This window comes from Acinetobacter sp. UBA2581, assembly GCF_002339435.1.
Classification (GTDB): Bacteria; Pseudomonadota; Gammaproteobacteria; order Pseudomonadales; family Moraxellaceae; genus Acinetobacter; species Acinetobacter variabilis.
In genome coordinates, this window is record NZ_DDLD01000033.1 from 1 (window position 1) to 24,232 (window position 24,232).

A 24,232-nucleotide genomic window follows, 5' to 3' on the forward strand; every position below is an offset into this window, starting at 1 on the left:
ATAGTGCGTAAGTCCTATATTATTCACATTAGATTAAAAAAATCCCTCGACTTTAGTGGAGTATCGTAAATAAAAATGACATTTATTCAGCGAATCTTATACAATTCCTAAAAATTTCCATCAATTTGTATAAGGCTCTCTCCCAATGCAAAACACAAAAAAATTAACATTGGCAGTTTTGATTCAGGCTGCATTGATCTCAACCGCTTTTGCTAGCGAGCAAAGTGAGTCTAAAGGTTTTGTAGAAGATGCAGAAGGATCTGTACTTTTCCGTACTGGTTATTTATCTCGTGATAAGAAAAATGGCGTAGCAGATACAAGTTCAGCTGCACAGACTGCAATCGTGAAACTGGATTCAGGTTTTACTCAAGGTGTGGTCGGCTTTGGTGCCGGGATCATCGGTGATGCATCATTCAAGCTTGGGGAAAATGCGCATGCTGGTAACGGCATGATTCCTCTCCATAATAATGGAGCAAAAGATGAGAATGGTCATGTTGATTCCTATGACCATTGGGCACGTGGCGGCGCTTATGTGAAAGCTCGTGTATCTAATACCACTGCTGTATATGGTACCCAAGTTTTAGATCTTCCTGTATTGGCATCAAATACTGCACGTCTCGTTCCTGAATACTTTGAAGGCGTATTAGTGACGAGTAATGAAATTGACAACCTGTCATTAACAGCTGGTAAATTTACTAAAAACCAATATTCAGACCAAATCAACTCTGATGGTAACGAGCTGGATCGTGCTGTTGTTTGGGGTGCGAAATATAAATTTAGTGATGCTTTAAACGCTTCTTACTATGGTACAGATATTAAAGACCGTTTAGACCGTCATTATGTAAATGCGAACTATAGCTATGCAGTAGCCAATGGCGGCACTTTAACTCACGATTTTAGTGGCTATCATACCGAGTGGGATAAAAAAGCTGACGGTGGTGCATATACTTATTCTCATACCACAAATGACTTAAGTAACTTAAGCAACAATATTTGGGCTATTTCTACCACTTACAATACTGGTCCGCACAATGTCATGGTGGCTTACCAACAAAATACTGGTAACACAGGCTATGACTATGGTTTGGGTCGCGGTGTAGGTGATGGTCATCAAACGATTTATCTACCAAACTCATACCTGTCTGACTTCATTGGTAATAATGAAAAATCAGCACAACTTCAATACACATTTGACTTCGGTGCTGTAAATGTTCCTGGTCTATCTTGGACTTCAGCATTTGTATATGGTTGGGATATTGATGTAGCAGGTAGTCCAGATCGTTCTCAGTTAGTGACTAATGATGCACAAGAACGTGAATTCTTTAACCAGGTGAAATACACTGTTCAATCTGGTTTTGCTAAAGATGCGAGCTTGCGTTTACGTCACTCTTACTACCGTGCAAGCAATGATTACCAATCTAACTACATTGGTGACACCAACGAATGGCGTATCTGGTTAGACATTCCTGTGAAATTATTCTAATTCACCCGAATTTCAAGCCATAATAAAAAACCTGCACATTGTGCAGGTTTTTTTGTTTAAGCTTTAAAAAGTTAAAGACTCAAACTGAAAAGCAAATGAATTATTTATTTTCTTCTGCATAAGCTGCAATTGAGCTAAGTACTTCCTGTTTTGCAACATCAGCACCTTCCCAACCACTTAACTTAACCCATTTACCTGGTTCCAAGTCTTTGTAGTGCTGGAAGAAGTGTTCGATTTGGCTAATCAGTAATGGAGGAAGATCAGTATATTCTTGAACATCTTTGTAGATCGGAGTCAGTTTGTCGTGTGGAACTGCAACCAGTTTCGCATCAACACCACCGTCATCTTCCATGTTCAGTTTACCAACAGGACGGCAACGAATTACAGAACCTGGCTCTACTGGATGTGGAGTTACCACCAATACGTCTAGAGGGTCGCCATCTAGAGAAAGTGTATTTGGTACATAACCATAGTTTGCTGGGTAGAACATTGCTGTACCCATGAAACGGTCTACAAACAATGCATCAGAATCTTTATCGATTTCATATTTGATTGGTGCTGCATTTGCAGGAATTTCGATAATGACATAGATGTCGTTTGGCGCATCTTTACCCGCTGGGATATTGCTGTAGCTCATAGCATCACTCTTTAACAAGTTATATCTTTTAAAAACCGCGACAATTATAACGGTTTTTACAGATTTTTTTTGATTTTAAAATACCGAACTGTAAATATCTCGGCCTGCCTTTATTTTTGGCTTAAGAGATCTTGATAATTAACAGCAGTAAGGTTATTGGACATAATAAGGATAACAGCCAGACAATTGAACGTAAGGTCGACCAGTTCGCCAGATAACAGATCCCATAGATGACCCGAAAAACCAGATAGGCAATCCCAAAGGTCATCACCAGACTTTGTGAAACGACCATATATTCTGCCATCAGAATCGAGGCGATAAAGAGCGGTAAGCTTTCAAAGCTGTTCTGCTGGGCGGCATTGGCACGACTGGCCAGGCCTGTAGACTTTTCTAAAAATGCCCGCGGATTCTGATTGTCTTTTGCACGAAACCCTGCCGATTTTTTCGCAATCAAGGTAAAAACATAAGGTAAAAGACAAGCTGCCAAAATGAGATAGATAACCCCACTAATGCTATGCATCTGATTTTTCTCTTGAGAATTTTTATGTCTATCATAGCATGGCGTTTCGTGAATAAATTTTGTTAAATAGAGTGTTTTTATAAATGATTAAGGATTCACTATGGTCAGCCCTGATCAAAATGAAATGTTCGATGTCCTCGAGAAACAGCGCCAGCATCAACGTCAAGTGGATCGCGTATTAAAAATCGTATTACCGATTGTTGCATTTCTGATGGCCGTCATTTGTGCCAATATGAATATCTGGTCTCCCCTCTTCACCTTTGCCATCTTATGGATTGCCTTCTATGCCGTGGGCATCAAACGTATGCCGATCTGGCATTGGTTAGTCGCGATCATCATTTATTGTCTGATAGATAATATTCTCAGTTATGGCAGTTTTAATTTGAGAGGATTTAACCGCCAGTTTGGCACCATGTTTATTTTCTTGGGTGTAATCGGGGTAGGACGTCCTTACTTTGACCGCTGGCTAATGAAAAAAGAGAATTAAAAAAGCGCCCTTAGGCGCTTTTTTTATTGCAGGATTTATGCAGTCTTACGTAGGTCTTTACGCAGAATTTTGCCTACGTTAGATTTCGGTAATTCATCCATAAATTCCACATAACGTGGGCGTTTATAACCGGTCAGGTTTTCTTTCGCAAATGCCAGAACTTCTTCAGTCGTCAATGAAGGATCTTTCTTCACCACAAACAGTTTTGGCACTTCACCTGATTTTTCATCTGGTACACCAATTGCAGCCACTTCCAGTACTTTTGGATGTTTCGCAACGACTTCTTCAATTTCAGAAGGATAAACGTTGAAACCAGAGACCAGAATCATGTCTTTCTTACGGTCAACGATTTTGATATAACCACGTGAATCCATAACACCGATATCACCAGTACGGAAGAAGCCATTTACCATCACTTTATCGGTTTCATCCGGACGGTTCCAATAGCCTTTCATCACTTGAGGACCACGGATTGAGATTTCACCCTGCTCACCGAGTGCAACCTCATTACCGTCATCATCCAGAATTGCAACTTCAGTCAAAGGTAACGGAATACCAATCGTACCGCTAAATGCTTCAGATGCTGGTGGGTTCGCAGTTGCTACTGGAGAAGTTTCAGACAGGCCATAACCTTCAATGATGTTAGTGCCAGTAATTTTCTTCCAAGCTTCTGCAGTAGAAGGCAGAACAGCCATACCACCGCCCATCGCCATTTTTAAACGGCTATGATCCAGTTGCTTGAACTCTTCGTTGTTTACAAGCGCATTAAACAGCGTGTTCACAGCAGGGAAGAATGTTGGCTGGTATTTGCGTAATTCTTTCATCACCGCAGGCAGATCACGCGGGTTAGGAATCAGAACGTTCGCCTGACCTTTATACATGCCGTAAAGTGCACAGACCATGAAAGCAAAGATGTGATAAAGCGGTAAAGCACAGAAAATACGGTCATCTGGCTGGCCATCTTGCGCACCGAATTTGCTCTGGAAGATACCGTCACACTGCAACAGGTTAGCAACCAGGTTACGATGGGTCAGTTCAGCACCTTTAGAAACACCTGTAGTACCACCTGTGTACTGAAGTACAGCAGTATCACTTAAAGTCAATTCAGGGCGTTTATAGTTGCTTGGGTTAACTTTATTCAGGGCTGCATTGAACTTGATGTGACCTGGAATATCCCATGCCGGAATCTGCTTACGTACTGAACGTAATACAAAGTTCACCAAAGTACCTTTTAAAGCACCCAGCATGTCACCCACAGAAGCAACCACGACGTGCTTCACAGGTGTTTTGCCAATAATTGACTGATAAACGCTTGCAAAATTCTCAATAATGACCAGAACTTCAGCGCCAGAATCTTTTAACTGATGCTCAAGCTCACGTGATGTATACAGTGGATTTACATTCACCAGTACTAAACCAGCGCGGAACACCCCCAATGCTACGACTGGATACTGAAGAACGTTTGGCATCATTACGGCAACACGTGTGCCTTTTGCCAAACCCAAACTTTGTAAATATGCTGCGAATTTACGACTAGCTTCTTCCAACTCATTGAACGTTAAAGTCTTATCCATAAAGATAAAGGCATCACGTGAGCCAAATTTTTGGAAATTGCGTTCAAAAATATCAACCAGAGATGTATTTTCTGCTGGTAATTCTACAGTTTCTGGAATCCCTGTTTTTTGGTATTCAGCGAACCAAATCTTTTCCATAATGCCAATCTCTCCAATCATAATCCTTAGTAGTTCAACTGTTTTTTTCAATGCTGCACGTCATTTTTTAGACTTGTATATGTGCAACATTGCATCCATTTGTCGAATCGTTACTCATATATAACGTATTTCGATTCATGGATGCTAGTATTATCTTTGAATCAACAGTTTATTTGCTTTTTGATATCCACGTGGTAACAGGGTTCCTTTAGAGCCTCGTTTCCCAATATATTTTTGCAGGTCATCCCCTTTAAGTTTTAATTGTTGCTGTCCTGCAAGCACTTGAATTATTTCATCAAGTTTCAATATTGTCATGGATAAAATTTGATCTTTATCTTCAAGTTGTATCAATTTATTACCTTTACCTTTATTGAGTACAGGTAATTCCGACAGATCAACAACCAGTAGACGGCCAGCTGAACTGAGTAGTGCAACATGAGTTGCGTCTTCCAGCGGTTGCAGGTTCATGACCTGTGCACCTTCAGATAGATTCAAGAAAGCCTTACCTGCTTTGGCATTGGTATCCAGCTGCTTGGCCTGGGTTTTAAATCCATAACCTTTACTGCTGACTGCCAGGATTTCCGCATCATCTTCAGCGACCAACACCTGCTTGAAGCCTACCCCACTTGCCGGAGACAGTTTTGAACTCAATGGTTCACCAAGTCCTCGTGCCGATGGCAGGCTATTGATTGGCAAGCCATAGCTACGGCCACTATCGTCTAATACATAAACGCGTTGATTAGACTTACCTTGGGCATGACTGAGATACTGATCGCCCGCACGGAAATTCAGATTTTCAGCATCCACTTCATGACCTTTGGCACAGCGAATCCAGCCTGCTTCAGACAATACTACCGTTACAGGATCCGCTGGCAGCATTTCAGTTTCATCAATTGCAGCGGCTTCGGCACGTTGTACGATTGGAGAACGGCGATCATCCCCAAATTTCTTGGCATCTTCTTTTAATTCATTGATGATCAAGGTTTTTAAAGATTCTGGATTAGCCAGCTGTTCACGAATCACGGCAGCTTTAGCTTCCAGCTCCTCCTGTTCACGGCGCAATTCCATTTCTTCAAGCTTGGCCAGATGACGCAGCTTGAGTTCTAAAATGGCTTCGGCCTGAATCTCATCAATACCAAAACGTTCCATCAACACCGGTTTAGGCTGATCTTCCTCACGAATAATCCGAATGACTTCATCAATATTTAAGTAGGCAATGATCAAACCGCTGAGAATATGCAAGCGTTTTTCGATCTTGTTCAGATGATATTGCAGACGGCGAGTAACAGTAGTCTTACGGATTTCGATCCATTCCAGTAGAATACGACGAATCGATTTCACCTGTGGACGGCCATCCGCGCCAATCATGTTCATATTGACGCGATAGCTGGATTCGAGATCAGTGGTCGCAAATAGGTGGCTCATTACCGCTTCCGCATCAATACGGTTCGAACGCAGTACCACCACTAAACGTGTTGGATTCTCATGATCCGATTCATCACGAACATCAGTGACCAATGGCAGCTTTTTTGCCTGCATCTGATCCGCGATCTGGCTGATGATTTTTGAACCGGATACCTGATACGGCAATTCAGTAATCACGATTTCATTTTTATCAATGGTATATACCGCACGCATGCGATAGCTGCCACGACCTGTCGTCTGAATTTTAAGCAGCTCTGATGGTGGCGTGATGATTTCTGCTTTGGTCGGTAAATCCGGTCCCGGAATGTATTCTGCCATTTTGGCATCGGTCAGGTTCGGATTACGGATCAGGGCGATAGTACCTTTCACCACTTCGCGCAAGTTGTGCGGTGGAATATCGGTCGCCATCCCCACAGCAATCCCGGTGGTACCATTTAACAGGATATTGGGAACACGTGCCGGCAAGTTGATCGGTTCTTTCATCGAACCATCAAAGTTATCCTGCCAGTCACAGGTACCCTGTCCTAGTTCGGATAAAAGCAGTTCACTATATTGCGATAGCTTGGCTTCAGTATAACGCATCGCTGCAAAGGATTTAGGATCATCCGGTGACCCCCAGTTGCCCTGTCCTTCAATAAATGGATAGCGATAACTGAATGGCTGCGCCATCAGGACCATGGCTTCATAACAAGCCGAGTCACCATGTGGATGGTATTTACCCAGTACATCCCCGACAGTACGTGCCGATTTTTTCGGTTTGCTGGTCCATTTCAGGCCCAGTTCACTCATGGCATAGACAATACGGCGCTGTACCGGTTTCAAACCGTCACTGATATGTGGCAATGCACGATCCATGATCACGTACATGGCATAATTTAAATAAGCTTGTTCGGTAAATTCGGCTACGGAACGGTTTTCTGTCGCATGATGCGCAAGGCTTGTCATAACAACCTATAATCCTAAAATTCGTTTTTGTATCAATGTTTCTTATGCTAAGTCGCGGCTGTGTGCTGCACAAGGGCAGTAAACTACACAGCGCGACAAATCGTGTCTTATGGGCTAAAAATATCCACTTTATAGCAGCTGAGCAACTAAAAAATCACCAACCTTATAAACCCATGGATTCTAGCGTCTTGCCCTTGGTCTCTTCACCCAGGACTAAAATGACTATAGCCACTGCAATCAGCACCGCAGTAAACATGGTAAAGACGTAACTGAAACCACTTGGCATCCCCATCAAATGGGTTACGGCAAAAGGTGCAGCAATCCCGCCAATACGGCCAATTGCACCGGCCCAGCCTGAACCAAAAGCACGGATATTGGTTGGATACTGTTCTGGTGTATAGGTATAAAGAACGCCCCATGCCCCCAGATTAAAGAAGGACATCAGACAACCCCAGATCATGATCTCGGTGACACTACCAGACTGGCCAAAGAAATAAGCAGAGATGGCACACATGCCAATAAAGCCAGCTAAAGTTGCCTTACGACCGAGTTTTTCGACCAGCCATGCTGCCGCAATATAACCCGGCAATTGCGCCAGAATCATAACTAGGACGTATTCAAAAGACTGCACGATGGTATAGCCTTCCTTGACCAGAAGGCTTGGTAACCAGGTAAAAATACCATAGTAGGAGAAAACGATCCCAAACCAGATTAGCCACAGCATCAAGGTGCGGCGGGCAAAAATACCACTCCAGAGCTGGGTAAACGAGATATTCTGCTTGGCAGCCACGGGTTTAACTTCAAAGATTTCCATGACTTCGACGCCGCATTTGCGCTCAATCTTTTTGACCAGAGCCTGCGCTTCATCTACCCGGCCACGATTGATCAGATACGGCACCGACTCAGGCACCAGTTTCCAGATTACGATGGCATACAGTGCCGGTATCCCGCCAATCATGAATGCAGCTTGCCAGCCAAAATCAGGAATCACAAAACGTGACACCAGTGCAGCCACCAGCCAGCCCAAGCCCCAGAAACTTTCCAGCAGCACAATGAAACGACCACGTACCCGTGCCGGGATATATTCACTGACCAGCGTCACCGCAACCGGCAACTGCCCCCCTAATCCCAGACCGACAATAAAACGGAATACCAGTAACCAGGTCAGATTCGGCGCAAAGGCACAGGCAGCAGTCGCCAGACTATAAATCACCAGCGTACTGGCAAATACCGTTTTACGTCCCCAGCGATCCGCCAGTCCACCTGAGAAAATCGCCCCAATCGCCATACCGATAAAACCGATCGAAACTACCCAGCTTTTCTGGTCAGCGGTCATCTGCCAGTCTTCAGCCATTTTCGCCAGAATAAAGGAAATCAATCCCGTATCCATGGCATCAAACATCCAGCCAAGACCAATCACACATAAAAGAGTGTAGTGGAACTTGCCGATCGGCAAGCGCTGTATCCGAGAAACTAAATCCATAACAAAAATCTCTGATCAGGTGAAACGGGAGATGCTGCTGTCCCAACAGGAGGTTTGATTTTTTATTTTTTTATACTACGAATGCGTACACCTGCGGGAAGTTTTCCCTCCCACAGTTACCATAATTCATATCAAGATTCGTCTTTGGATGAAGCAGACTGTTCGTCATCATCCTTATAGATAAACTTCGGCATTTCCAGACCGAAATAGATTGCAATCAAACGCAAACTAAAGCCAAAAATCAGGGTGGAAATAATGGTCAATTCGAGTGACAGACCGAAATTGCTGCAGAGCCAGTAGAAGATGACTGCAACAAAGGAAATACTGGCATACAGTTCACGGCGGAAGACTAAAGGCACATCATTACATAAAATGTCACGTAAAATACCGCCCGATACTCCGGTCAGAACCCCGGCGACCGCACTGACTACAAAGCCATGCCCCATTTCCAGTGCAATCTGACAGCCAATGATGGTAAAGCCGATGAGGCCCAAAGCATCCAGTACCAGGAAGATATTGCGTAAATGACGCATCCATTTGGCAATCAGGATGGTGATAAAGGCGGCACAACAAGTCAGCACCAGATATTCCGGGTGTTTGACCCAAGTCAAGGGATAATGGCCAAGCAGTACATCACGTACCGAGCCACCACCGAGCGCCGTGACACAGGCAATAATCGTAACCCCGAACCAGTCCATACTACGCCGACCGGCAGACAAGGCTCCGGTCATGGCTTCAGCGGTAATTGCAATAATATAGATGACGGTCAGTAACATCGCCCTGCTTCCACCTGAGGCTTTGAGATGGCGGCTATTCTAAGCTAAATCTATGTGAAAATTATAAAAAATGCGCACAACATTGCTTAAATTTTTTCCCGGAGCCACAGATGCACAGCTGTTTCATTGTAAGCTGTTGATCTGTCGTTGGATCCAGAAAGTACCAGCGATTCTCGAACTTCACAAAATGTGAAATTTCATGATGAATCTGGGCCTGCTTGCCATTGTGATAATGTGCTTTGAACTCGACCAGCGCATGGGTCTTGTCCAGTTTTTCATTCGCCTGCACGATTTCCAGCTTTAGCCATTGATTACTTCGGCTCCATTCAGCAATGGCTGGCATGTCCAAAGCCTTCTGCTGTCCACGGGCAGTAGTCTGCTGGATATAATCAATTTCATGCTTGGCAAAGGCACTATACCGCGAGCGCATTAATTGCTCGGCGCTTTGGGCAAATTGCTGCCCCTGATGCAGTGGCTGGCAACAGCTTGCGTATTCACCTCGTCCACATGGACATGCTTCTGACATATTGATTCCATAAAAAATAGCCCGACAATGCGGGCTATTTTAGCAAAATTTTAGCTTTGCCCTTCGGGCGTTGAATTAGTCTTTCCGGTTCGCTGGGGCAATAATATGCACCTTATCAATCTTGTGGCCGTCCATAGTAACCACCTCAAAGATATAATCATCTGCTTCGAGCTTTTCGCCATTTTCCGGCAAGCGCCCCAGATGGAACAGGATATAACCCGACAATGTCGAGTATTCTTCAGTTTCATTGACCAGATCACGATCCAGAAGCAGTGACACATGGCGAATATCAGTTGAACCATCCAAAATCAGGCTGCCATCTTCCAGGCTCTCTACGGCTGCTTCTAGCTGATCTTCATCCGGGAATTCACCGGCAATCGCTTCCAATACATCAATCGGTGTCGCCACCCCTTCAATGGAACCATATTCATTCAATACCAGTGCCATTTGTAGCGGTGCCTGACGCAACTGATCCATCACCATTAAGACCTGAGCATTTTCATGCACAATCACTGGTTCACGCAGATGCTTTTCGAAGTCTAAAATGCCTGTTTCGATGTATTCGTTCAGAACTTTATGGGTCAATACCACACCGGCAATATTGTCCAGTTCACCACGCGCCACAATCAGGCGTGAATGGCTCATATGCAATAACTGCTCTTTGATACTGGCATGATCATCTTCCAGATCAATCCATTCCAGTTCAGGACGTGGTGTCATCACCGACTTCACTGGGCGTTCTGATAGACCTAGTACGCCCTGCACCATAACGCTATGGTAGACCCCACTTTCATCATCATCAAAGACTTCATCAGCAAAGGCACGAGTCGCCAGTACATCTTCCGGTTCAGAAGAATCATTGTCCTGAGCCGGTTTCCCGCCCAGCATACGCATTACGGCAGACGCAGTACGGTAACGCATATCAGTCGTGGTGACCATTTTTTCCTGATTGCGTTTCATGGTCTGGTTAATGAACTCGACAATTACCGAGAAACCAATCGCGGCATATAGATAGCCTTTTGGAATATGGAAACCGAAGCCTTCAACCACCAGCGAGAAACCAATCATCATCAGGAAGCCCAGACAGAGAATCACTACTGTCGGGTGCTTGTTGACGAAATCCATCAGCGCTTTAGAGGCCCACAACATGATACCGACTGCGATAATCACCGCGATCATCATCACAGACAGGTCTTTAACCATGCCAACTGCAGTAATCACGCTGTCGAGCGAGAACACGGCGTCCAGTACCACGATCTGCACAATCACCATCCAGAACACCGCCTGAACCGGATTTTCTTCCTTGGTTACAGGTTTGGCTTCCAGACGCTCATGCAGCTCCATGGTGCCCTTAAACAGCAGGAACACACCACCGAATAATAAGATCAGGTCGCGTCCTGAAAATGGATGCTCAAAGATATGGAATAGCGGTTCGGTAAGCGTTACGACCCAGGCAATCGATGCCAGTAACACCAGTCGCATTAACAGCGCTAAACCCAGACCGGTAATACGCGCCGCATTACGCTGTTCGGGTGGAAGTTTTTCAGCCAGAATTGCAATAAAGACCAGGTTATCGATCCCGAGTACAATTTCAAGAACAATCAGTGTGAGTAAGCCAATCCAGGCAGAGGGATCTGACATCCATTCAAAAATCATCGCATCTGCTCCTCTAACCGAGGAGAAAGGCAAGTATTTGCATGATGAGATACAGGTTGATACCCGACTTTAATTAAAGACTTGATAATGTGACGTTTTATTAAATTAAAGCGCCAACTTCGACTACCCATGTGAGTTCTATTGTAGTAAGACAGACTTTCAGTATATCAAGAACAGCATGAAATTCACCTGTTTTCATCCGGGATTATGGATGAATTTGAATGAAATATTTTGTCCTAAAATGAGGCCGACTCATGGAATTGTCATATTTGTTAACTAAGTTATAGTAAGTAGATAAAAAAATGATAAGGTGAAAAAAATAAATGCAAAGTGTAATGAAAATGACCGATTATTTTAATGATAACTCCCCAAAAACAACACGCCCGCTAGTGGCTTTATACTGTGGCTCTCGTGCCGGCAACAAACCGATTTATCTGGAAAAAGCGATTCAACTTTCTCAAGGTCTGGCCGAACATGGTTTTGGTCTGGTCTATGGCGGCGCCAGTATTGGTCTGATGGGTCAGGTGGCAGACACCATGATTCAACATGGCGGTGAAGCGGTGGGCGTGATTCCGGAATTTATGCTGGATTATGAGATTGCTCATCCTCAGCTAACAGAACTGCATATCGTCACCAGCATGCATCAGCGTAAGGCCATGATGGCAGACCGGGCCTGTGCCTTTGTCGCCTTGCCGGGTGGTTTGGGCACTTTTGAAGAAATTCTGGAAATTGCGACCTGGGGTCAGCTGAACCAGCATCAAAAACCGATGATGCTGTATAACGTCAATGGTTTTTATAATCCACTGATTGCCCAGCTTGATCTTGCCGTGCAGGAAGGATTCTTGCCGCCCCAGCATCGGGCTAAACTGATTGTCTGTGAGCATGCAGATCAGATTTATACCACCTTGCTGAATCTGGATGCTCCGCAACGTTTTGTGGTTTAAATTTTCTCGTCTGCTTTAGATAACAATTTTTTAAAGCCATAAAAAAGCGAGCTTGATGCTCGCTTTTTTCATTTATACATGCAAAGACATTAACCTGAAATCATGTGATAGAACCAAGGCAAAGTCGTCGCCAGGAACACACTAATGGCTAGGCCAAACATCAGTTTCATCGCATCTTTGCTGACATTACGTGAAGTACGGTGCTTGTTGACTTCAGTCACCAGCATCGAAATCGCAAATTCACGACCAGCCAGTAACCCCAAGAATACCCAAGTGGTACTCATCGGGATGTTACTCCACTCTTTGAACACCAGCAGAATCAGCGCATAGATAAAGTCGATAATCGTAGCAGAACGGACATCGGTGACCCCAGTCTTGGTATCGACAATATTCTGGATAGCTCCACCACGTTGGTAAAGAATCATGCCCAGCAGGATGACAAAGACAGAAATGGCAAAGATCAGGAACTCAAACGGCACCTGACGCGGCACATACACAAAGATATTGGCCAGATCCTGGATTAGCCACTGGCTCCACAGAAATGCCGTAGATAACCATTGCAAGGCCATCCACATTGGGGAGTGTTGCTGATCACGGGTTTCACTGAAATAGACCGCGAGTTTTTTCATGACCAGACGATAGATCACAATCGCCACAAAGAAAGCGACGGCGTAGCCCATCATTGACTTGGTCAGCATGGAACCCAGACTGCTCGGGGAGAAGATCGTGAGCACCAAGAAAGTAGTACTCACCGGAATACCATATTTAGTCAAAATAATCAGTAAAAGAGGCGGTACCACATATAGCCAGGTGACCCCACCTTCAGGGAAAGGAATGGTTTCCAGACGTCCATAAGAGGCATCCCCTACTCCAGAAGCAAACCAGCCATAAATTAACACCACAACCAGAATAGTACTGATGTAAATCCAGAGTACCCACCATGGGCGATGTGAGTTCGATGAAATAAATGTTCCTAATGTTTGCGGAACATCATTCCCCACGATGGAATAGGCGGCCAGACAGAAGCCAACTACCATCAGAATCTCGATGGTCATAAGTACAAAACCTTTTACTAGACAGTTCCCAGTACAGCAGTTCTGGAAGTTTGCCCCAGATTATGACGGTTTTATTTCATTTTCATGACATTTCTGTCATATTTTTTTGTAGCCTGCTCTTTACAAAGAAGCTTGAAGTGTTCCAAAAATGACCTATTTATGAATCCGTATAAGTTTGAGATGTTCGCAGTATAGAAATATATCTTTTACCCTTTCTCTTCAATAACTGAAATCAGGCTGTGAATTCATTAGCATTTTGTCTACACGACTCCTATTCACAATCGTTTTTATTTCAGTCACACTGCTGCATATATTTCTTTAAACTATTCAAAATAGATGATTTTTTAAATCCATGAATGTCACGCCTACGCATCAATCCCTACAACCTGAATTCAGACTGCTGGTCTTGCTGGTGTCGATTGGCTTTTTCATGCAGGGCCTCGATACCACGATTATCAATACGGCCTTACCTGCGATTGCCAGTAATCTGCAGGAAGATCCGTTACGGATGCATAGTGTGGTGGTGGCCTATGTACTTTCAGTAGCAGCCTGCATTCCCTTGAGTGGCTGGCTGGCAGATCGCTTTGGGGTTCGAAATATCTATTTTGCAGCGATCATTATTTTTGCTCTGGCCTCACTGGGCTGTGCCTGGTCTGAGAATCTGAATGAACTGCTGGTTTATCGGGTATTTCAAGGTATTGGTGGTGCTTTGCTGCTTCCAGTCGGACGACTGGCCATGCTGAAAATCATTCCTCGTACCCAGTTTTTGTCCGCCATGAGCCTGATGAGTCTGGCTGGATTGATGGGTCCTCTGATCGGTCCGACCTTAGGTGGCTGGATGGTGGAGTATCTATCCTGGCACTGGATTTTCCTGATCAATCTGCCAATTGGCCTGCTTGGCGCGTTGATCACCTTTAAAGCTATGCCGAATATCACTGAACCGACGGTACAGCGTTTTGATTTTGGCGGTTTTATTCTGCTGGTCATTGCGATGATTGGTTTGTGTCTGGGGATTGAAAACTTTGCCAATCCACAATATCCCCTGTGGTGGAGCTTAAGTCTGGTCGGAAGTGGCCTGATTGCCTCACTCATCTACGCCTACCACTCGCATACTCATCTAAATGCACTTTTTCGCAGTAAATTATTTAAAAATAAGATTTATTCGATTGGCATTCTAGGTAATTTCTTTGCCCGGCTCGGCGGCAACTCGATTCCATTTTTGTTGCCTTTAATGTTGCAGGTCGCTTTTGGTTTTGAACCTTTTATTACCGGTTTACTGATGATTCCAACGGTACTCGGTTCTTTAGCATCTAAGCCGATTATCCGCAAAATCATTCAGCGTTTCGGTTATCGTAGAGTCTTGTTGATCAATACTTTGCTGGTCGGTCTGTGTATCGCCAGTTTTGCCTTAACTACGGCGGAAACCCCAATCTGGCTAAGAGCCATTCATTTCTTTGTGTTCGGGATTCTGAATTCGCTGCAATTTGTCTCAATGAATACGCTGACTTTAAAAGATTTAAGCCAGCAGGATGCCAGCAGCGGCAACAGTTTCCTGTCGATGATCATGATGCTGTCAATGAGTATCGGGGTGGCACTGGCAGGTACGCTAGTCAATATGTTTAGTGCCTACTTCGGCCTAGAACAGCTGGACAATGCCTTCCACGTTTCGCTGCTCTGCCTGGGCTGTATTAACATTATTGCTGCCTATATTTTCTGGCATATCCCCAAAAACACGCCAGTCTAGGGCAGAATATATACTCGATATGAATATCCGTAAATCAGGCCATTATTCACAATGAAAGCAGCTCCCACCTCTAGCAACTGGAAAAAATACTCAGTGATTGCAGTCGGGCTGCTGATTACACTTGTGGTGACGACTGTGCTTTATCTGCTGGTTTTCAAACAGCCGTCAGCGCATGCAGCAGATTATCCGATTCATGGTTTCGATGTTTCTCATCATCAGAAAGAAATAGACTGGAAGAAAATACCAAAACAGAAATATAAATTTGTCTATTTAAAATCCACAGAAGGCGGTGATTTTAAAGATACCAAGTTTCAGGAATACTGGCTGCAGGCCCGCGAACAGGGCTTTCTGGTCGGTGCTTATCATTTTTACCGGCTTTGCCGCGATGGCAATATTCAGGCTCAGAATTTTATAGAGTCGGTTCCGCGTAAAATGGATGCCCTGCCCCCTGTCATGGATCTGGAATATGACAGCAAATGCATCAATCACTACTCCAAAAAGCAGCTGCTCAAAGAAATCCGGATCATGCATGATGCCTTAAAACACCATTATGGCAAGCAGCCGATCTTCTATGTGTCGAAATCTTTTTATAACATTGTGCTGGCGGGAGAGTTTGCTGACGTACCGCTCTGGGTACGTGAATACCAGGGTTTGCCAGATTTAAAGGGTCAGCCTAAATGGACCTTCTGGCAGCATAGTAGTCAGGGTGAAATTCCCGGCATTGCCCGTACTGTGGATCTGAATGTATTTTATGGCTCGGAGCAGGACTGGATCAAATTTTTACAGCAGAACAGTATTCCCACCCAAGATTAGCCCAAGCCTCCGGCCAAAAAATAAACCCAATTTCTCCCTGATTCAACCATGAAATGGATATTGAATCATTTAGGCAGGATATGCTTCGTATTGAATAATGCTTTAGCCTATTTACTTGTCAATCCGGTCTCTTCCCAATCCAGCTAAAGCCACTTAAGATACTGGATATGCGCAAAATTATTCATATCGATATGGATGCCTTCTACGCCTCGGTCGAGCTGCGTGAGCGTCCGGAGCTGAACGCTCTGCCTGTGGTGATTGCCTCGCATCATCCGCGGGCAGTAGTGGCGGCTGCCTCCTATCCGGCCCGCGAGTTCGGACTGCGTTCTGCCATGCCGATGACCCAAGCACGTAAACTCTGTCCTCAGGTCATCGTGATTGAACCGGATTTTGCCAAATACCGTCAGGTCTCTGCGCAGATTCACCAAATTTTTCAAATTTATACTAAGGTCATCGAACCGCTTTCACTAGATGAAGCTTATCTGGATGTCACCGAAAATTTACAGCAGATTCCAAGTGCCACTGAAGTGGCAATGCGCATTCGTGAAGATATTTTTCAAGTTACCGGACTAACCGCTTCTGCCGGCGTGGCGCCGAATAAGTTTCTCGCTAAAATCGCCTCCGACTGGCATAAGCCGAATGGAATCTGTGTTATCAAACCTTCACAAGTACAGCGTTTTATTCAGGATCTTCCACTCAAGAAAATTCCCGGTGTAGGTAAAGTCACTCAAGAAAAACTAAAAAGTTTGAATCTGGAAACCTTGGGAGATTTACAGCAGATTGAAGAAGCGATCCTGATTCAGCATTTTGGCAAATATGGACGGCGTCTGTTTCTCTATGCTCAGGGCATTGATGATCGGCCAGTTGAAGCTGAACGGGAACGCCAGCAGATTTCCAAGGAAACGACTTTCGATGATGATTTATATTTACCGCAATGCCAACCTTACTGGCAGCCATTAATTGCCCAGCTCTGGCAGAGTCTGGAAAAAAAGCAGCTCTCTGCCCGCGGGGTTACTGTGAAACTGAGAATGAAAAATTTTCAGACCATGCAGCATAGTAAAAGTTTCAGCCAGCTGCTGCGTAGCCCGCAAGAACTGGAGCAGGCTTTACATTTATTGCTTCAAGAGATGCATATTACTCCTCAACTGCAATTTCGGCTGATTGGACTTAGCGTTTATCAGCTCGCTGCACGTGAAACAGAAACGCAATTGCTGCTGCTTTAGGCCTATTTTGTACAAGTATTAGACGTTAGTTTAAAAATACAGCAACTTTGTTTTTACATTTTGAATTTTTGGAGTACTCTATCTGCGCAATGCATTATCCATGTATGTGCTGAGATGCTGAAAATCACCTTTACTTTCAGCATACTGTCCTGTGATTGGCGTGACGATCAAATCCGAATATTACAGGGCAACTCTGATGTATCTCATGGAATCCCTCCCTGCATGTCCTCTGTAAATTCTTCTGTTATTCAAGAACGGCGCGCGCGTAAAGCGGCGTTATCCAGTTTTGTTGGTGCTGTTGTCGATTGGTATGATTTTCTCCTTTACGGCATTGTTGCAGCCTTAATTTTTAAAGACCAGTTTTTCCCAAGTATTGGGGCCAATATGGGCACCTTGGCGGCACTAGCGACCTTTGGTGTTGGCTTTCTGTTTCGCCCTCTAGGCGGTGTGGTATTTGGTCATTTCGGCGACAAGCTCGGCCGCAAGAAAATGCTGGTTCTGACTGTGGTCCTGATGGGGATTTCTACCGTCGGGATTGGTTTTTTACCTAATTTCGAAGCTATTGGCTGGTGGGCACCGGTTTTACTGGTGACACTGCGTGCCATTCAAGGCTTTGCAGTCGGCGGTGAATGGGGTGGTGCTGCCCTGATGGCGGTGGAAAATGCCCCTAAAGGGAAAAAAGCCTTTTATAGCAGTGGCGTTCAGGTCGGCTATGGCGTAGGTCTGGTACTGGCAACGGGCGCAGTATCCCTTATTATTGCTACACTGGGTGAAGAGGCTTTTGCTGAATGGGCGTGGCGTATTCCATTTATTGCCAGTATCGTGCTGATCGGAATTGCGATGTGGATTCGCCGTGATCAGGATGAATCCCAAGAATTCGTAGAGAAAGTGATTAAGGCAGATCATCATCCAGAAAAACTGCCGATCTTGCAGGCAATCAGCAAACATCCGAAAGCTTTCTTTTATATTATTGCCTTACGTTTGACCGAACTGCTGACCATGTATCTGGTCACCAACTTTGCCCTGAACTATTCCACTAACAACTTGGGCATGGATAAACAATTCTTCCTGAATATTACCCTGATGGTTGGTGCGATCAGCTGTTTCAGTATTCCTTTCTTTGCCTGGCTCTCCGATAAAATTCAGCATAAAACTATGTGTGTCTGGGGTGGCCTGATCGGTGCACTGTCTGCCTTTCCGTTCTTTATGGCACTGGATGCACAAAATACCTGGATGATTATTGTTGGCGCCATTCTACTGGCCAATGTCGCGCATGACATGGTGGTCAGCGTGCATCAACCGATTTTTACCTCGCTATTTGGTACGGAATACCGCTATAGCGGTGCCGGAGTCGGTTATCAGGTCGCCAGTATTATTGGCGGTGGTTTTACCCCAATGATTGCAGCCTCCTTAGTGATTTGGGGTGATGGTTCATGGCATTATGTAGCCATCTATCTTGCGATAGGCTGCCTATTGACCGCATTAGTCGCAGCCTTGATGCCAAAAACCAAGGATTAAGCTGATGTCTGTTCAACGTTTGCATGTTTCACAACGCTTTTCTGAGATCGCCATTGCCGGCAATCTGGTTCATCTTGCCGGCCAGCTGGCGACAGATCTGGATCTGGATATCAAAGGTCAAACCCAGCAGACACTGGATATTATCGATCAGTTCCTGGCGGATGCCGGTACCGATAAAAGCCAGATCATGTCTGTGACGATTTATCTCAAAGATATTGAAAAAGATTATGTAGCGTTTAATGAAGTCTGGGATGCCTGGGTATCGGATATTCAAGCCCTGCCCCGCACCTGTGTCGAAGCTAAACTGTATGATCCACGCGTGTTAGTGGAACTGACTGTCGTAGCCGTCAAAACTGAATAGACTTCTATTCAGGCCTAATTGCTACTCATCTAAAATAGAAAAAAGTATGCACTTGGCATACTTTTTTCATTTAGGTTCTATCAGCTTAATGCTTTGACTTTACGTCGTTCCAGATCTGAATAGAGATGATATTTTTTGAGATCATTCACAGCAGTAAATCTCTGGTCTTTACTGGAATGCTCCTGCTCACGCAGGAAATCTCCTCGTAACTGATAATATTCCGGTACATCTTCATAGCGAATGACCCGATAACCGGCCATAGTCAACAAGGCATCCTGAAATTGTGCCTGCTGTGGACGTTTTAAAATCACCGGATCATCGACGGCTACAATGGCAACAATCTGGTATTGCTGATCCAGAATCACAAAATCTGCAATCAGATCACGATACTTGTGCCGGGTACGGCCAAATTTAGTAGTAAGTAGTGCGTCATAAGAAACATGGGCCAGTACAATATAATCTGGCAACACTTCTTTCAGGCGTGTAAACGTCAGTTGTTCATTTGGATTAAAAATAGCGCGCTGTTTTAAGGCACTGTCTTGCGGTTTAGGGCTATTTCTTAGCTGCTTCCATGCCATGAGCACGACACAGAACACCAAGAAACTCCCTATAATCATATAGGTGGTCATGACTCAATCCTTGCATTCTTATAATCATTCTTGTTTTATTGTTATCCAGTATAAACCCATACTATTTTTAAAATTGCCCTGCTACCATTCTGTGTAGAGACCAATACAATTCGTAGCAAAACTTGATTGCCGGTTACTTAAAAACCGCTTTTTGCTATTTCAATAGAAATTAGGGTTAAATCCTTATACGCGACTGTAAAATAGTCTCCTGATAGATCGCAATATAAATCGGTTGAACTGTAAGACAATTCCGACAAAGTGTTATTTTTATATCATTTTTCAAAAATTTAAATCGACTAAAAATAAAATATTTTACATTTTAATTGAGAACCCGAAAGCTGCATCAATAAAGTCTGACCATAAAAAAAGACACCGAAGTGTCTTTTTTATCAGCTTAATCAAGCACGTGATTTTGGCTTTGATTTTCCTTTCGGTTTAGGGCCACCGAATGGCTTTTTCGCATCACCGGTTTCACGCGGTGGCAGACCGGTATGCTGGGTCAGAATCTGGCCTTTTTTTGGACGATTATTCTGAGCTTGGCCTCTATTACTTGGGTTACCGGTACGTTTCTGTGAATCGCCCGCAACCGTCGAGTTCTTCTTACGTGCAGACTGGTATTGCCCATCTGTACCTGCAGGTTGATAGGTTGGAATCAGATGTTGCTTCGAGTTACCAATCAAGTCCTGACGCCCCATTTCCTTCAAGGCTTCACGTAATAAAGGCCAGTTGTTTGGATCATGGTAACGCAAGAAAGCTTTATGCAGGCGACGACGCTTTTCACCTTTCACGATGTCCACATCTTCAGTATAACGCGCGACTTTCGCCAGCGGGTTTTTACCGGTGTAGTACATGGTGGTTGCAGTCGCCATCGGTGACGGATAGAAAGTCTGTACCTGATCGGCACGGAAACCATTCTTTTTCAACCAGATCGCCAAATTCATCATGTCGTAATCGGTGGTACCCGGATGCGCCGCGATGAAGTAAGGAATCAGATACTGTTCCTTACCGGCTTCCTTACTGAAACGGTCAAACATCTGTTTGAAGCGATCATACGTTCCGATGCCCGGTTTCATCATCTTCGATAATGGACCTTTCTCTGTATGCTCTGGCGCAATCTTCAGATAACCGCCGACGTGATGGGTGACCAACTCTCTAACGTATTCCGGATTCAATACAGCAAGGTCATAACGCAGACCAGAACCGATCAGAATCTTTTTAATACCCGGTAAAGCACGTGCCTTACGATACAACTGAGTCAACGGTGCATGGTCGGTATGCAGATTTTGACACACACCCGGGAACACACAAGACGGCTTACGACAATTCTTCTCAATCTCAGGATCTTTACATGCCAAACGGTACATGTTGGCTGTTGGGCCACCTAAATCCGAGATAATGCCAGTAAAGCCGGGCGCGGTATCACGAATTTTTTCTACTTCACGCAGGATTGATTCTTCAGAACGGTTCTGGATGATACGGCCTTCATGCTCGGTGATCGAACAGAAAGTACAGCCACCGAAACAGCCACGCATGATGTTCACCGAGAACTTGATCATGTCAAAGGCCGGAAAGCGTGCATTACCATAGGATGGATGCGGCAGACGTGCATAAGGCAGGTCGAACACATAATCCATTTCTTCGGTAGTTAATGGAATCGGTGGTGGATTGATCCACACATCACGTTCACCATGTTTTTGTACCAGTGCACGCGCGTTACCTGGGTTAGTTTCCAGATGCAGAATACGGTTCGCATGCGCATACAGCACAGGATCATTTGCCACTTCTTCAAAAGAAGGCAAACGAATCACTGCTAATTCACGTGGTGGTAATTTATGTTTAATCGCTTTAGATGCCGGTTGTAGCTGCACGATTTGCGTATCTGGGTCCAGGTTATCCCCTTCACGCACGATTGGATTCGCTACGATTTCTTTCTGGAAATTCTGGTATTGGCTTAAGCTGTTGCCTTTATCTTTTTCGATTTCACAGCCGTCAATATCTTCGCTCATTACATACGGGTTGATGATCGGATCGACACGGCCAATAGTATCGACATCATTAGATGCAATTTCGACAAACTGGGCTTTCGCAGCTCGGTTATGTTTATTAATAATGAATGCAGTACCACGGACATCGGTAATCTGATGAATCTTTTCACCCTTGGCCAGACGATGCATGATTTCAATGATCGAGCGTTCGCCATTACCGTACATCAACAGATCTGCTTTTGAATCCATCAGAATCGAACGACGAACTTTATCTGACCAATAGTCATAATGCGCGATACGACGCAATGAACCTTCAATCCCACCTAACAATACCGGCACGTCCGGGAAAGCTTCACGACAACGTTGGCAATAGACTGTTGCGGCACGGTCTGGACGTTTATTCGGCTGGTTATCTGGTGAGTAAGCATCATCTGAACGAATCTTACGATCTGCCGTATAACGGTTAATCATCGAGTCCATATTACCGGCAGAAACACCCCAGGCAATATTCGGCTTACCGAGTACACGGAAGGCTTCTACATTGGTCCAGTCTGGCTGGGCAATAATCCCGACGCGGAAACCTTGTGCTTCGAGCACACGTCCAATGATCCCGGTCACAAATGACGGATGGTCAATATAGGCATCACCGCAGACAAAAATAAAGTCACAGCTGTCCCAACCGAGTTGGTCCATTTCCTCGCGTGACATCGGCAAAAAAGGCGCGGGTTCAAAACATGACGCCCAATATTTGTCGTAATCAAACAACGCTTTAGGCGCAGTCTGAGCGGTATAAGCAGTAGACATGGCTAGCAATTCTCGGCTGGCAGATGGAAGATCAGAAAATAGATCAAAGATGAAAGCCGAGTATTTTAGCATGAATTCAGCTTAGGTTGCTTGATTATAATTTATACAAAAACAGCTTTAAGACCTTTATTAGGAATATATACTTATCCTGATTTTGAAGAATCATTTATAGGTTTTAAACGCTGTGCCATCAGCAAGCCTAATCCTAAAATAATAGCGATAAATACACTTAGTCCTAACCATCCGGCATTTTCCCAGACTAGTCCACTTGAACTTCCAAGTAAGCTTGAACCGAGGTAGTAACAGAACAAATAAAGGGACGAACCTACCGCACGATACTGTAAGGATTGCACCGATACCCAGCTACTGGCAGTTGAATGAGCCGCAAAAAAGGAAAAGGTAAAAATCAGCAAACCAATAAAAACCAAAGCCAAGTTATCAATCAACATTAAGGCTAAGCCGAACAGCATGGTACAAAGCATGGCGGCAAGCACCTTATAACGTCCAAACTTTCTGCTCCAAGCTGCGGCTCGTGGAGAGCTATAAATTCCGGCCAGATAAGTAATCGAAATCAACCCTATCCAGACATGAGACAGTTCAAATGGTGGTTGAATCAAACGATAACTCAGATAGTTAAATACCGAGACAAAGCCCCCCATCAGAATAAAGCCCTGTAAAAACAGAATTCTTAATTTAGGATCACTCAGATTTTGCTGAAATGCTCTGATAAAACGACTGAATTGTATTGGATAAGCTTTAAAATGCCTGGACTTCGGCAATAGAAAATAAAAAGTTGTCGCGATACATAGATTCAGCAATCCAATAATCAAAGTCGCGGATTGCCAGGGAATAAAATCGACCAATGTTCCAGCAATCAATCGACCACTCATACCACCAATCGCAGTCCCGGAAATATATAGTCCCATGGCAAAGCCCACATCCTGCTCTGCCACTTCCTCTCCGATATAGGTCATTGCCACTGCCGCTACGCCACTGACTGTGAGACCTATTAGCACTCGTGTTGCCAGAAATATCGACCAGATCGGCAGTAAAGCACTGAGTAACAGCAAGACTGAAACTGAAAATAAAGACCAGACCATAATCGGCTTACGGCCAAAACGGTCTGAAATCAGACCAGTAAAGATCAAGCCAACAGCTAGTGCAATCGTAGAGAATGAAAGCGGAAAACTGCTTTGTGTCGGAGAAATATGAAAATAGTCTGCCAGAATCGGCATCATGGGCTGGACACAATACAGCGATGAGAAAATCGCAAAACCCGCCAGAAATAAGGAGAATAAGATAGCTTTAAAAGCAGATGAACCATATGCGATATGGCTTGAAGATGAATTTGAGGACATATCCGCTCCTTAGACCGGTTCAGTATACGCCTCTCAAGTTTATTTTTATGTGATATTTTAGTCGAAATAGCACATAAATAACATTTATTTGACTAAATCTTTCCCATAAAAAAAGCCCCCTGCTTATGCAGAGGGCTTTTGGAATAAT

General features: G+C 44.4%; 20 protein-coding genes. 8 read left to right on the plus strand and 12 right to left on the minus strand.

Going from position 1 to position 24,232, the window contains the following annotated elements; translation table 11 throughout:
- The first annotated feature begins 145 nt into the window (after positions 1–145).
- The gene (locus B3Q46_RS03730; protein WP_034169790.1) at positions 146–1,483 is read left to right on the plus strand and encodes an OprD family outer membrane porin; all 1,338 of its coding nucleotides are present in this window, start codon (positions 146–148) and stop codon (positions 1,481–1,483) included.
- 100 nt (positions 1,484–1,583) lie between these two features.
- Here B3Q46_RS03730 and ppa read toward each other — a convergent pair whose 3' ends face one another.
- Together ppa and B3Q46_RS03740 are read right to left on the minus strand one after the other, a co-directional pair.
- Positions 1,584–2,120 carry an inorganic diphosphatase gene (gene ppa, locus B3Q46_RS03735; protein ID WP_286713548.1) on the minus strand — a complete coding sequence of 179 codons (537 nt, stop codon included), beginning with the start codon at positions 2,118–2,120 and terminating at the stop codon, positions 1,584–1,586.
- 121 nt (positions 2,121–2,241) lie between these two features.
- Positions 2,242–2,640 carry an MAPEG family protein gene (locus tag B3Q46_RS03740; protein WP_004787362.1) on the minus strand — a complete coding sequence of 133 codons (399 nt, stop codon included), beginning with the start codon at positions 2,638–2,640 and terminating at the stop codon, positions 2,242–2,244.
- A gap of 100 nt (positions 2,641–2,740) precedes the next feature.
- Here B3Q46_RS03740 and B3Q46_RS03745 point away from each other — a divergent pair, with 100 nt between their 5' ends.
- Complete coding sequence (locus B3Q46_RS03745) at positions 2,741–3,127, plus strand: hypothetical protein (protein WP_286713551.1); 387 nt, start codon at positions 2,741–2,743, stop codon at positions 3,125–3,127.
- Positions 3,128–3,162: 35 nt separating this feature from the next.
- On the opposite strand, the gene B3Q46_RS03750 is transcribed toward B3Q46_RS03745, so the two are convergent.
- The 6 genes from B3Q46_RS03750 to B3Q46_RS03775 all read right to left on the minus strand — a co-directional run bounded on the left by B3Q46_RS03750 (position 3,163) and on the right by B3Q46_RS03775 (position 11,650).
- Positions 3,163–4,839 (minus strand): AMP-binding protein, encoded by a 1,677-nt coding sequence (locus B3Q46_RS03750; RefSeq protein WP_180025469.1) that lies wholly within the window; start codon positions 4,837–4,839, stop codon positions 3,163–3,165.
- 150 nt (positions 4,840–4,989) lie between these two features.
- Complete coding sequence (parC, locus tag B3Q46_RS03755; RefSeq protein ID WP_180159648.1) at positions 4,990–7,209, minus strand: DNA topoisomerase IV subunit A; 2,220 nt, start codon at positions 7,207–7,209, stop codon at positions 4,990–4,992.
- 163 nt (positions 7,210–7,372) lie between these two features.
- Positions 7,373–8,692, minus strand: coding sequence for an MFS transporter (locus B3Q46_RS03760; protein ID WP_286713555.1), 1,320 nt, complete (start codon positions 8,690–8,692; stop codon positions 7,373–7,375).
- A 131-nt stretch (positions 8,693–8,823) separates the two neighbouring features.
- The gene (locus tag B3Q46_RS03765) at positions 8,824–9,468 is read right to left on the minus strand and encodes a trimeric intracellular cation channel family protein (protein WP_104426945.1); all 645 of its coding nucleotides are present in this window, start codon (positions 9,466–9,468) and stop codon (positions 8,824–8,826) included.
- Positions 9,469–9,529: 61 nt separating this feature from the next.
- The gene (locus B3Q46_RS03770; RefSeq protein WP_286713558.1) at positions 9,530–9,994 is read right to left on the minus strand and encodes a YchJ family protein; all 465 of its coding nucleotides are present in this window, start codon (positions 9,992–9,994) and stop codon (positions 9,530–9,532) included.
- A 75-nt stretch (positions 9,995–10,069) separates the two neighbouring features.
- On the minus strand, positions 10,070–11,650 hold the full coding sequence (locus B3Q46_RS03775) for a TerC family protein (protein WP_104426943.1): 1,581 nt from the start codon (positions 11,648–11,650) through the stop codon (positions 10,070–10,072).
- 323 nt (positions 11,651–11,973) lie between these two features.
- Here B3Q46_RS03775 and B3Q46_RS03780 point away from each other — a divergent pair, with 323 nt between their 5' ends.
- Positions 11,974–12,594 (plus strand): TIGR00730 family Rossman fold protein, encoded by a 621-nt coding sequence (locus B3Q46_RS03780; RefSeq protein ID WP_004787380.1) that lies wholly within the window; start codon positions 11,974–11,976, stop codon positions 12,592–12,594.
- Positions 12,595–12,683: 89 nt separating this feature from the next.
- Here B3Q46_RS03780 and B3Q46_RS03785 read toward each other — a convergent pair whose 3' ends face one another.
- Positions 12,684–13,649: a hypothetical protein gene (locus tag B3Q46_RS03785; RefSeq protein WP_286713561.1), complete on the minus strand. Its 966-nt coding sequence runs from the start codon at positions 13,647–13,649 to the stop codon at positions 12,684–12,686.
- Between the two features lie 352 nt (positions 13,650–14,001).
- Here B3Q46_RS03785 and mdtD point away from each other — a divergent pair, with 352 nt between their 5' ends.
- The 5 genes from mdtD (at position 14,002) to B3Q46_RS03810 (ending at position 19,308) form a co-directional block, all read left to right on the plus strand.
- A complete protein-coding gene (mdtD, locus tag B3Q46_RS03790) occupies positions 14,002–15,393 on the plus strand; it encodes a multidrug transporter subunit MdtD (RefSeq protein WP_286713563.1) in 1,392 nt (463 codons plus the stop codon).
- Between the two features lie 51 nt (positions 15,394–15,444).
- Complete coding sequence (locus B3Q46_RS03795; RefSeq protein WP_286713565.1) at positions 15,445–16,206, plus strand: GH25 family lysozyme; 762 nt, start codon at positions 15,445–15,447, stop codon at positions 16,204–16,206.
- A gap of 167 nt (positions 16,207–16,373) precedes the next feature.
- The gene (gene dinB, locus B3Q46_RS03800) at positions 16,374–17,429 is read left to right on the plus strand and encodes a DNA polymerase IV (protein WP_286713567.1); all 1,056 of its coding nucleotides are present in this window, start codon (positions 16,374–16,376) and stop codon (positions 17,427–17,429) included.
- Positions 17,430–17,651: 222 nt separating this feature from the next.
- Entirely contained in the window at positions 17,652–18,947 is a 1,296-nt protein-coding gene (shiA, locus tag B3Q46_RS03805; protein ID WP_004787389.1) for a shikimate transporter, read from the plus strand.
- Between the two features lie 4 nt (positions 18,948–18,951).
- Positions 18,952–19,308: a RidA family protein gene (locus B3Q46_RS03810; protein ID WP_286713570.1), complete on the plus strand. Its 357-nt coding sequence runs from the start codon at positions 18,952–18,954 to the stop codon at positions 19,306–19,308.
- Between the two features lie 80 nt (positions 19,309–19,388).
- Here the strand turns inward: B3Q46_RS03810 and B3Q46_RS03815 are convergent, their stop codons facing one another.
- The 3 genes from B3Q46_RS03815 to B3Q46_RS03825 form a co-directional block, all read right to left on the minus strand.
- Complete coding sequence (locus B3Q46_RS03815; protein ID WP_104426937.1) at positions 19,389–19,937, minus strand: DUF2726 domain-containing protein; 549 nt, start codon at positions 19,935–19,937, stop codon at positions 19,389–19,391.
- Between the two features lie 398 nt (positions 19,938–20,335).
- Positions 20,336–22,726, minus strand: coding sequence for a YgiQ family radical SAM protein (locus B3Q46_RS03820; protein ID WP_286713574.1), 2,391 nt, complete (start codon positions 22,724–22,726; stop codon positions 20,336–20,338).
- A gap of 143 nt (positions 22,727–22,869) precedes the next feature.
- Positions 22,870–24,084 carry an MFS transporter gene (locus tag B3Q46_RS03825; RefSeq protein ID WP_286713572.1) on the minus strand — a complete coding sequence of 405 codons (1,215 nt, stop codon included), beginning with the start codon at positions 24,082–24,084 and terminating at the stop codon, positions 22,870–22,872.
- Positions 24,085–24,232: the final 148 nt, after the last annotated feature.

What these genes read in the sequence shown, in the direction of transcription:
- B3Q46_RS03780 (WP_004787380.1), top strand. Translation starts at nt 11,974, where the DNA reads ATGCAAAGTGTAATGAAAATGACCGATTATTTTAATGATAACTCCCCA.
- dinB (WP_286713567.1), top strand. Translation starts at nt 16,374, where the DNA reads ATGCGCAAAATTATTCATATCGATATGGATGCCTTCTACGCCTCGGTC.
- B3Q46_RS03795 (WP_286713565.1), top strand. Translation starts at nt 15,445, where the DNA reads ATGAAAGCAGCTCCCACCTCTAGCAACTGGAAAAAATACTCAGTGATT.
- B3Q46_RS03765 (WP_104426945.1), bottom strand. Translation starts at nt 9,468, where the DNA reads ATGTTACTGACCGTCATCTATATTATTGCAATTACCGCTGAAGCCATG.
- B3Q46_RS03770 (WP_286713558.1), bottom strand. Translation starts at nt 9,994, where the DNA reads ATGTCAGAAGCATGTCCATGTGGACGAGGTGAATACGCAAGCTGTTGC.
- B3Q46_RS03750 (WP_180025469.1), bottom strand. Translation starts at nt 4,839, where the DNA reads ATGGAAAAGATTTGGTTCGCTGAATACCAAAAAACAGGGATTCCAGAA.
- B3Q46_RS03775 (WP_104426943.1), bottom strand. Translation starts at nt 11,650, where the DNA reads ATGATTTTTGAATGGATGTCAGATCCCTCTGCCTGGATTGGCTTACTC.
- B3Q46_RS03760 (WP_286713555.1), bottom strand. Translation starts at nt 8,692, where the DNA reads ATGGATTTAGTTTCTCGGATACAGCGCTTGCCGATCGGCAAGTTCCAC.
- ppa (WP_286713548.1), bottom strand. Translation starts at nt 2,120, where the DNA reads ATGAGCTACAGCAATATCCCAGCGGGTAAAGATGCGCCAAACGACATC.
- B3Q46_RS03825 (WP_286713572.1), bottom strand. Translation starts at nt 24,084, where the DNA reads ATGTCCTCAAATTCATCTTCAAGCCATATCGCATATGGTTCATCTGCT.
- B3Q46_RS03815 (WP_104426937.1), bottom strand. Translation starts at nt 19,937, where the DNA reads ATGACCACCTATATGATTATAGGGAGTTTCTTGGTGTTCTGTGTCGTG.
- B3Q46_RS03810 (WP_286713570.1), top strand. Translation starts at nt 18,952, where the DNA reads ATGTCTGTTCAACGTTTGCATGTTTCACAACGCTTTTCTGAGATCGCC.
- shiA (WP_004787389.1), top strand. Translation starts at nt 17,652, where the DNA reads ATGTCCTCTGTAAATTCTTCTGTTATTCAAGAACGGCGCGCGCGTAAA.
- B3Q46_RS03820 (WP_286713574.1), bottom strand. Translation starts at nt 22,726, where the DNA reads ATGTCTACTGCTTATACCGCTCAGACTGCGCCTAAAGCGTTGTTTGAT.
- B3Q46_RS03730 (WP_034169790.1), top strand. Translation starts at nt 146, where the DNA reads ATGCAAAACACAAAAAAATTAACATTGGCAGTTTTGATTCAGGCTGCA.
- B3Q46_RS03745 (WP_286713551.1), top strand. Translation starts at nt 2,741, where the DNA reads ATGGTCAGCCCTGATCAAAATGAAATGTTCGATGTCCTCGAGAAACAG.
- B3Q46_RS03740 (WP_004787362.1), bottom strand. Translation starts at nt 2,640, where the DNA reads ATGCATAGCATTAGTGGGGTTATCTATCTCATTTTGGCAGCTTGTCTT.
- parC (WP_180159648.1), bottom strand. Translation starts at nt 7,209, where the DNA reads ATGACAAGCCTTGCGCATCATGCGACAGAAAACCGTTCCGTAGCCGAA.
- B3Q46_RS03785 (WP_286713561.1), bottom strand. Translation starts at nt 13,649, where the DNA reads ATGACCATCGAGATTCTGATGGTAGTTGGCTTCTGTCTGGCCGCCTAT.
- mdtD (WP_286713563.1), top strand. Translation starts at nt 14,002, where the DNA reads ATGAATGTCACGCCTACGCATCAATCCCTACAACCTGAATTCAGACTG.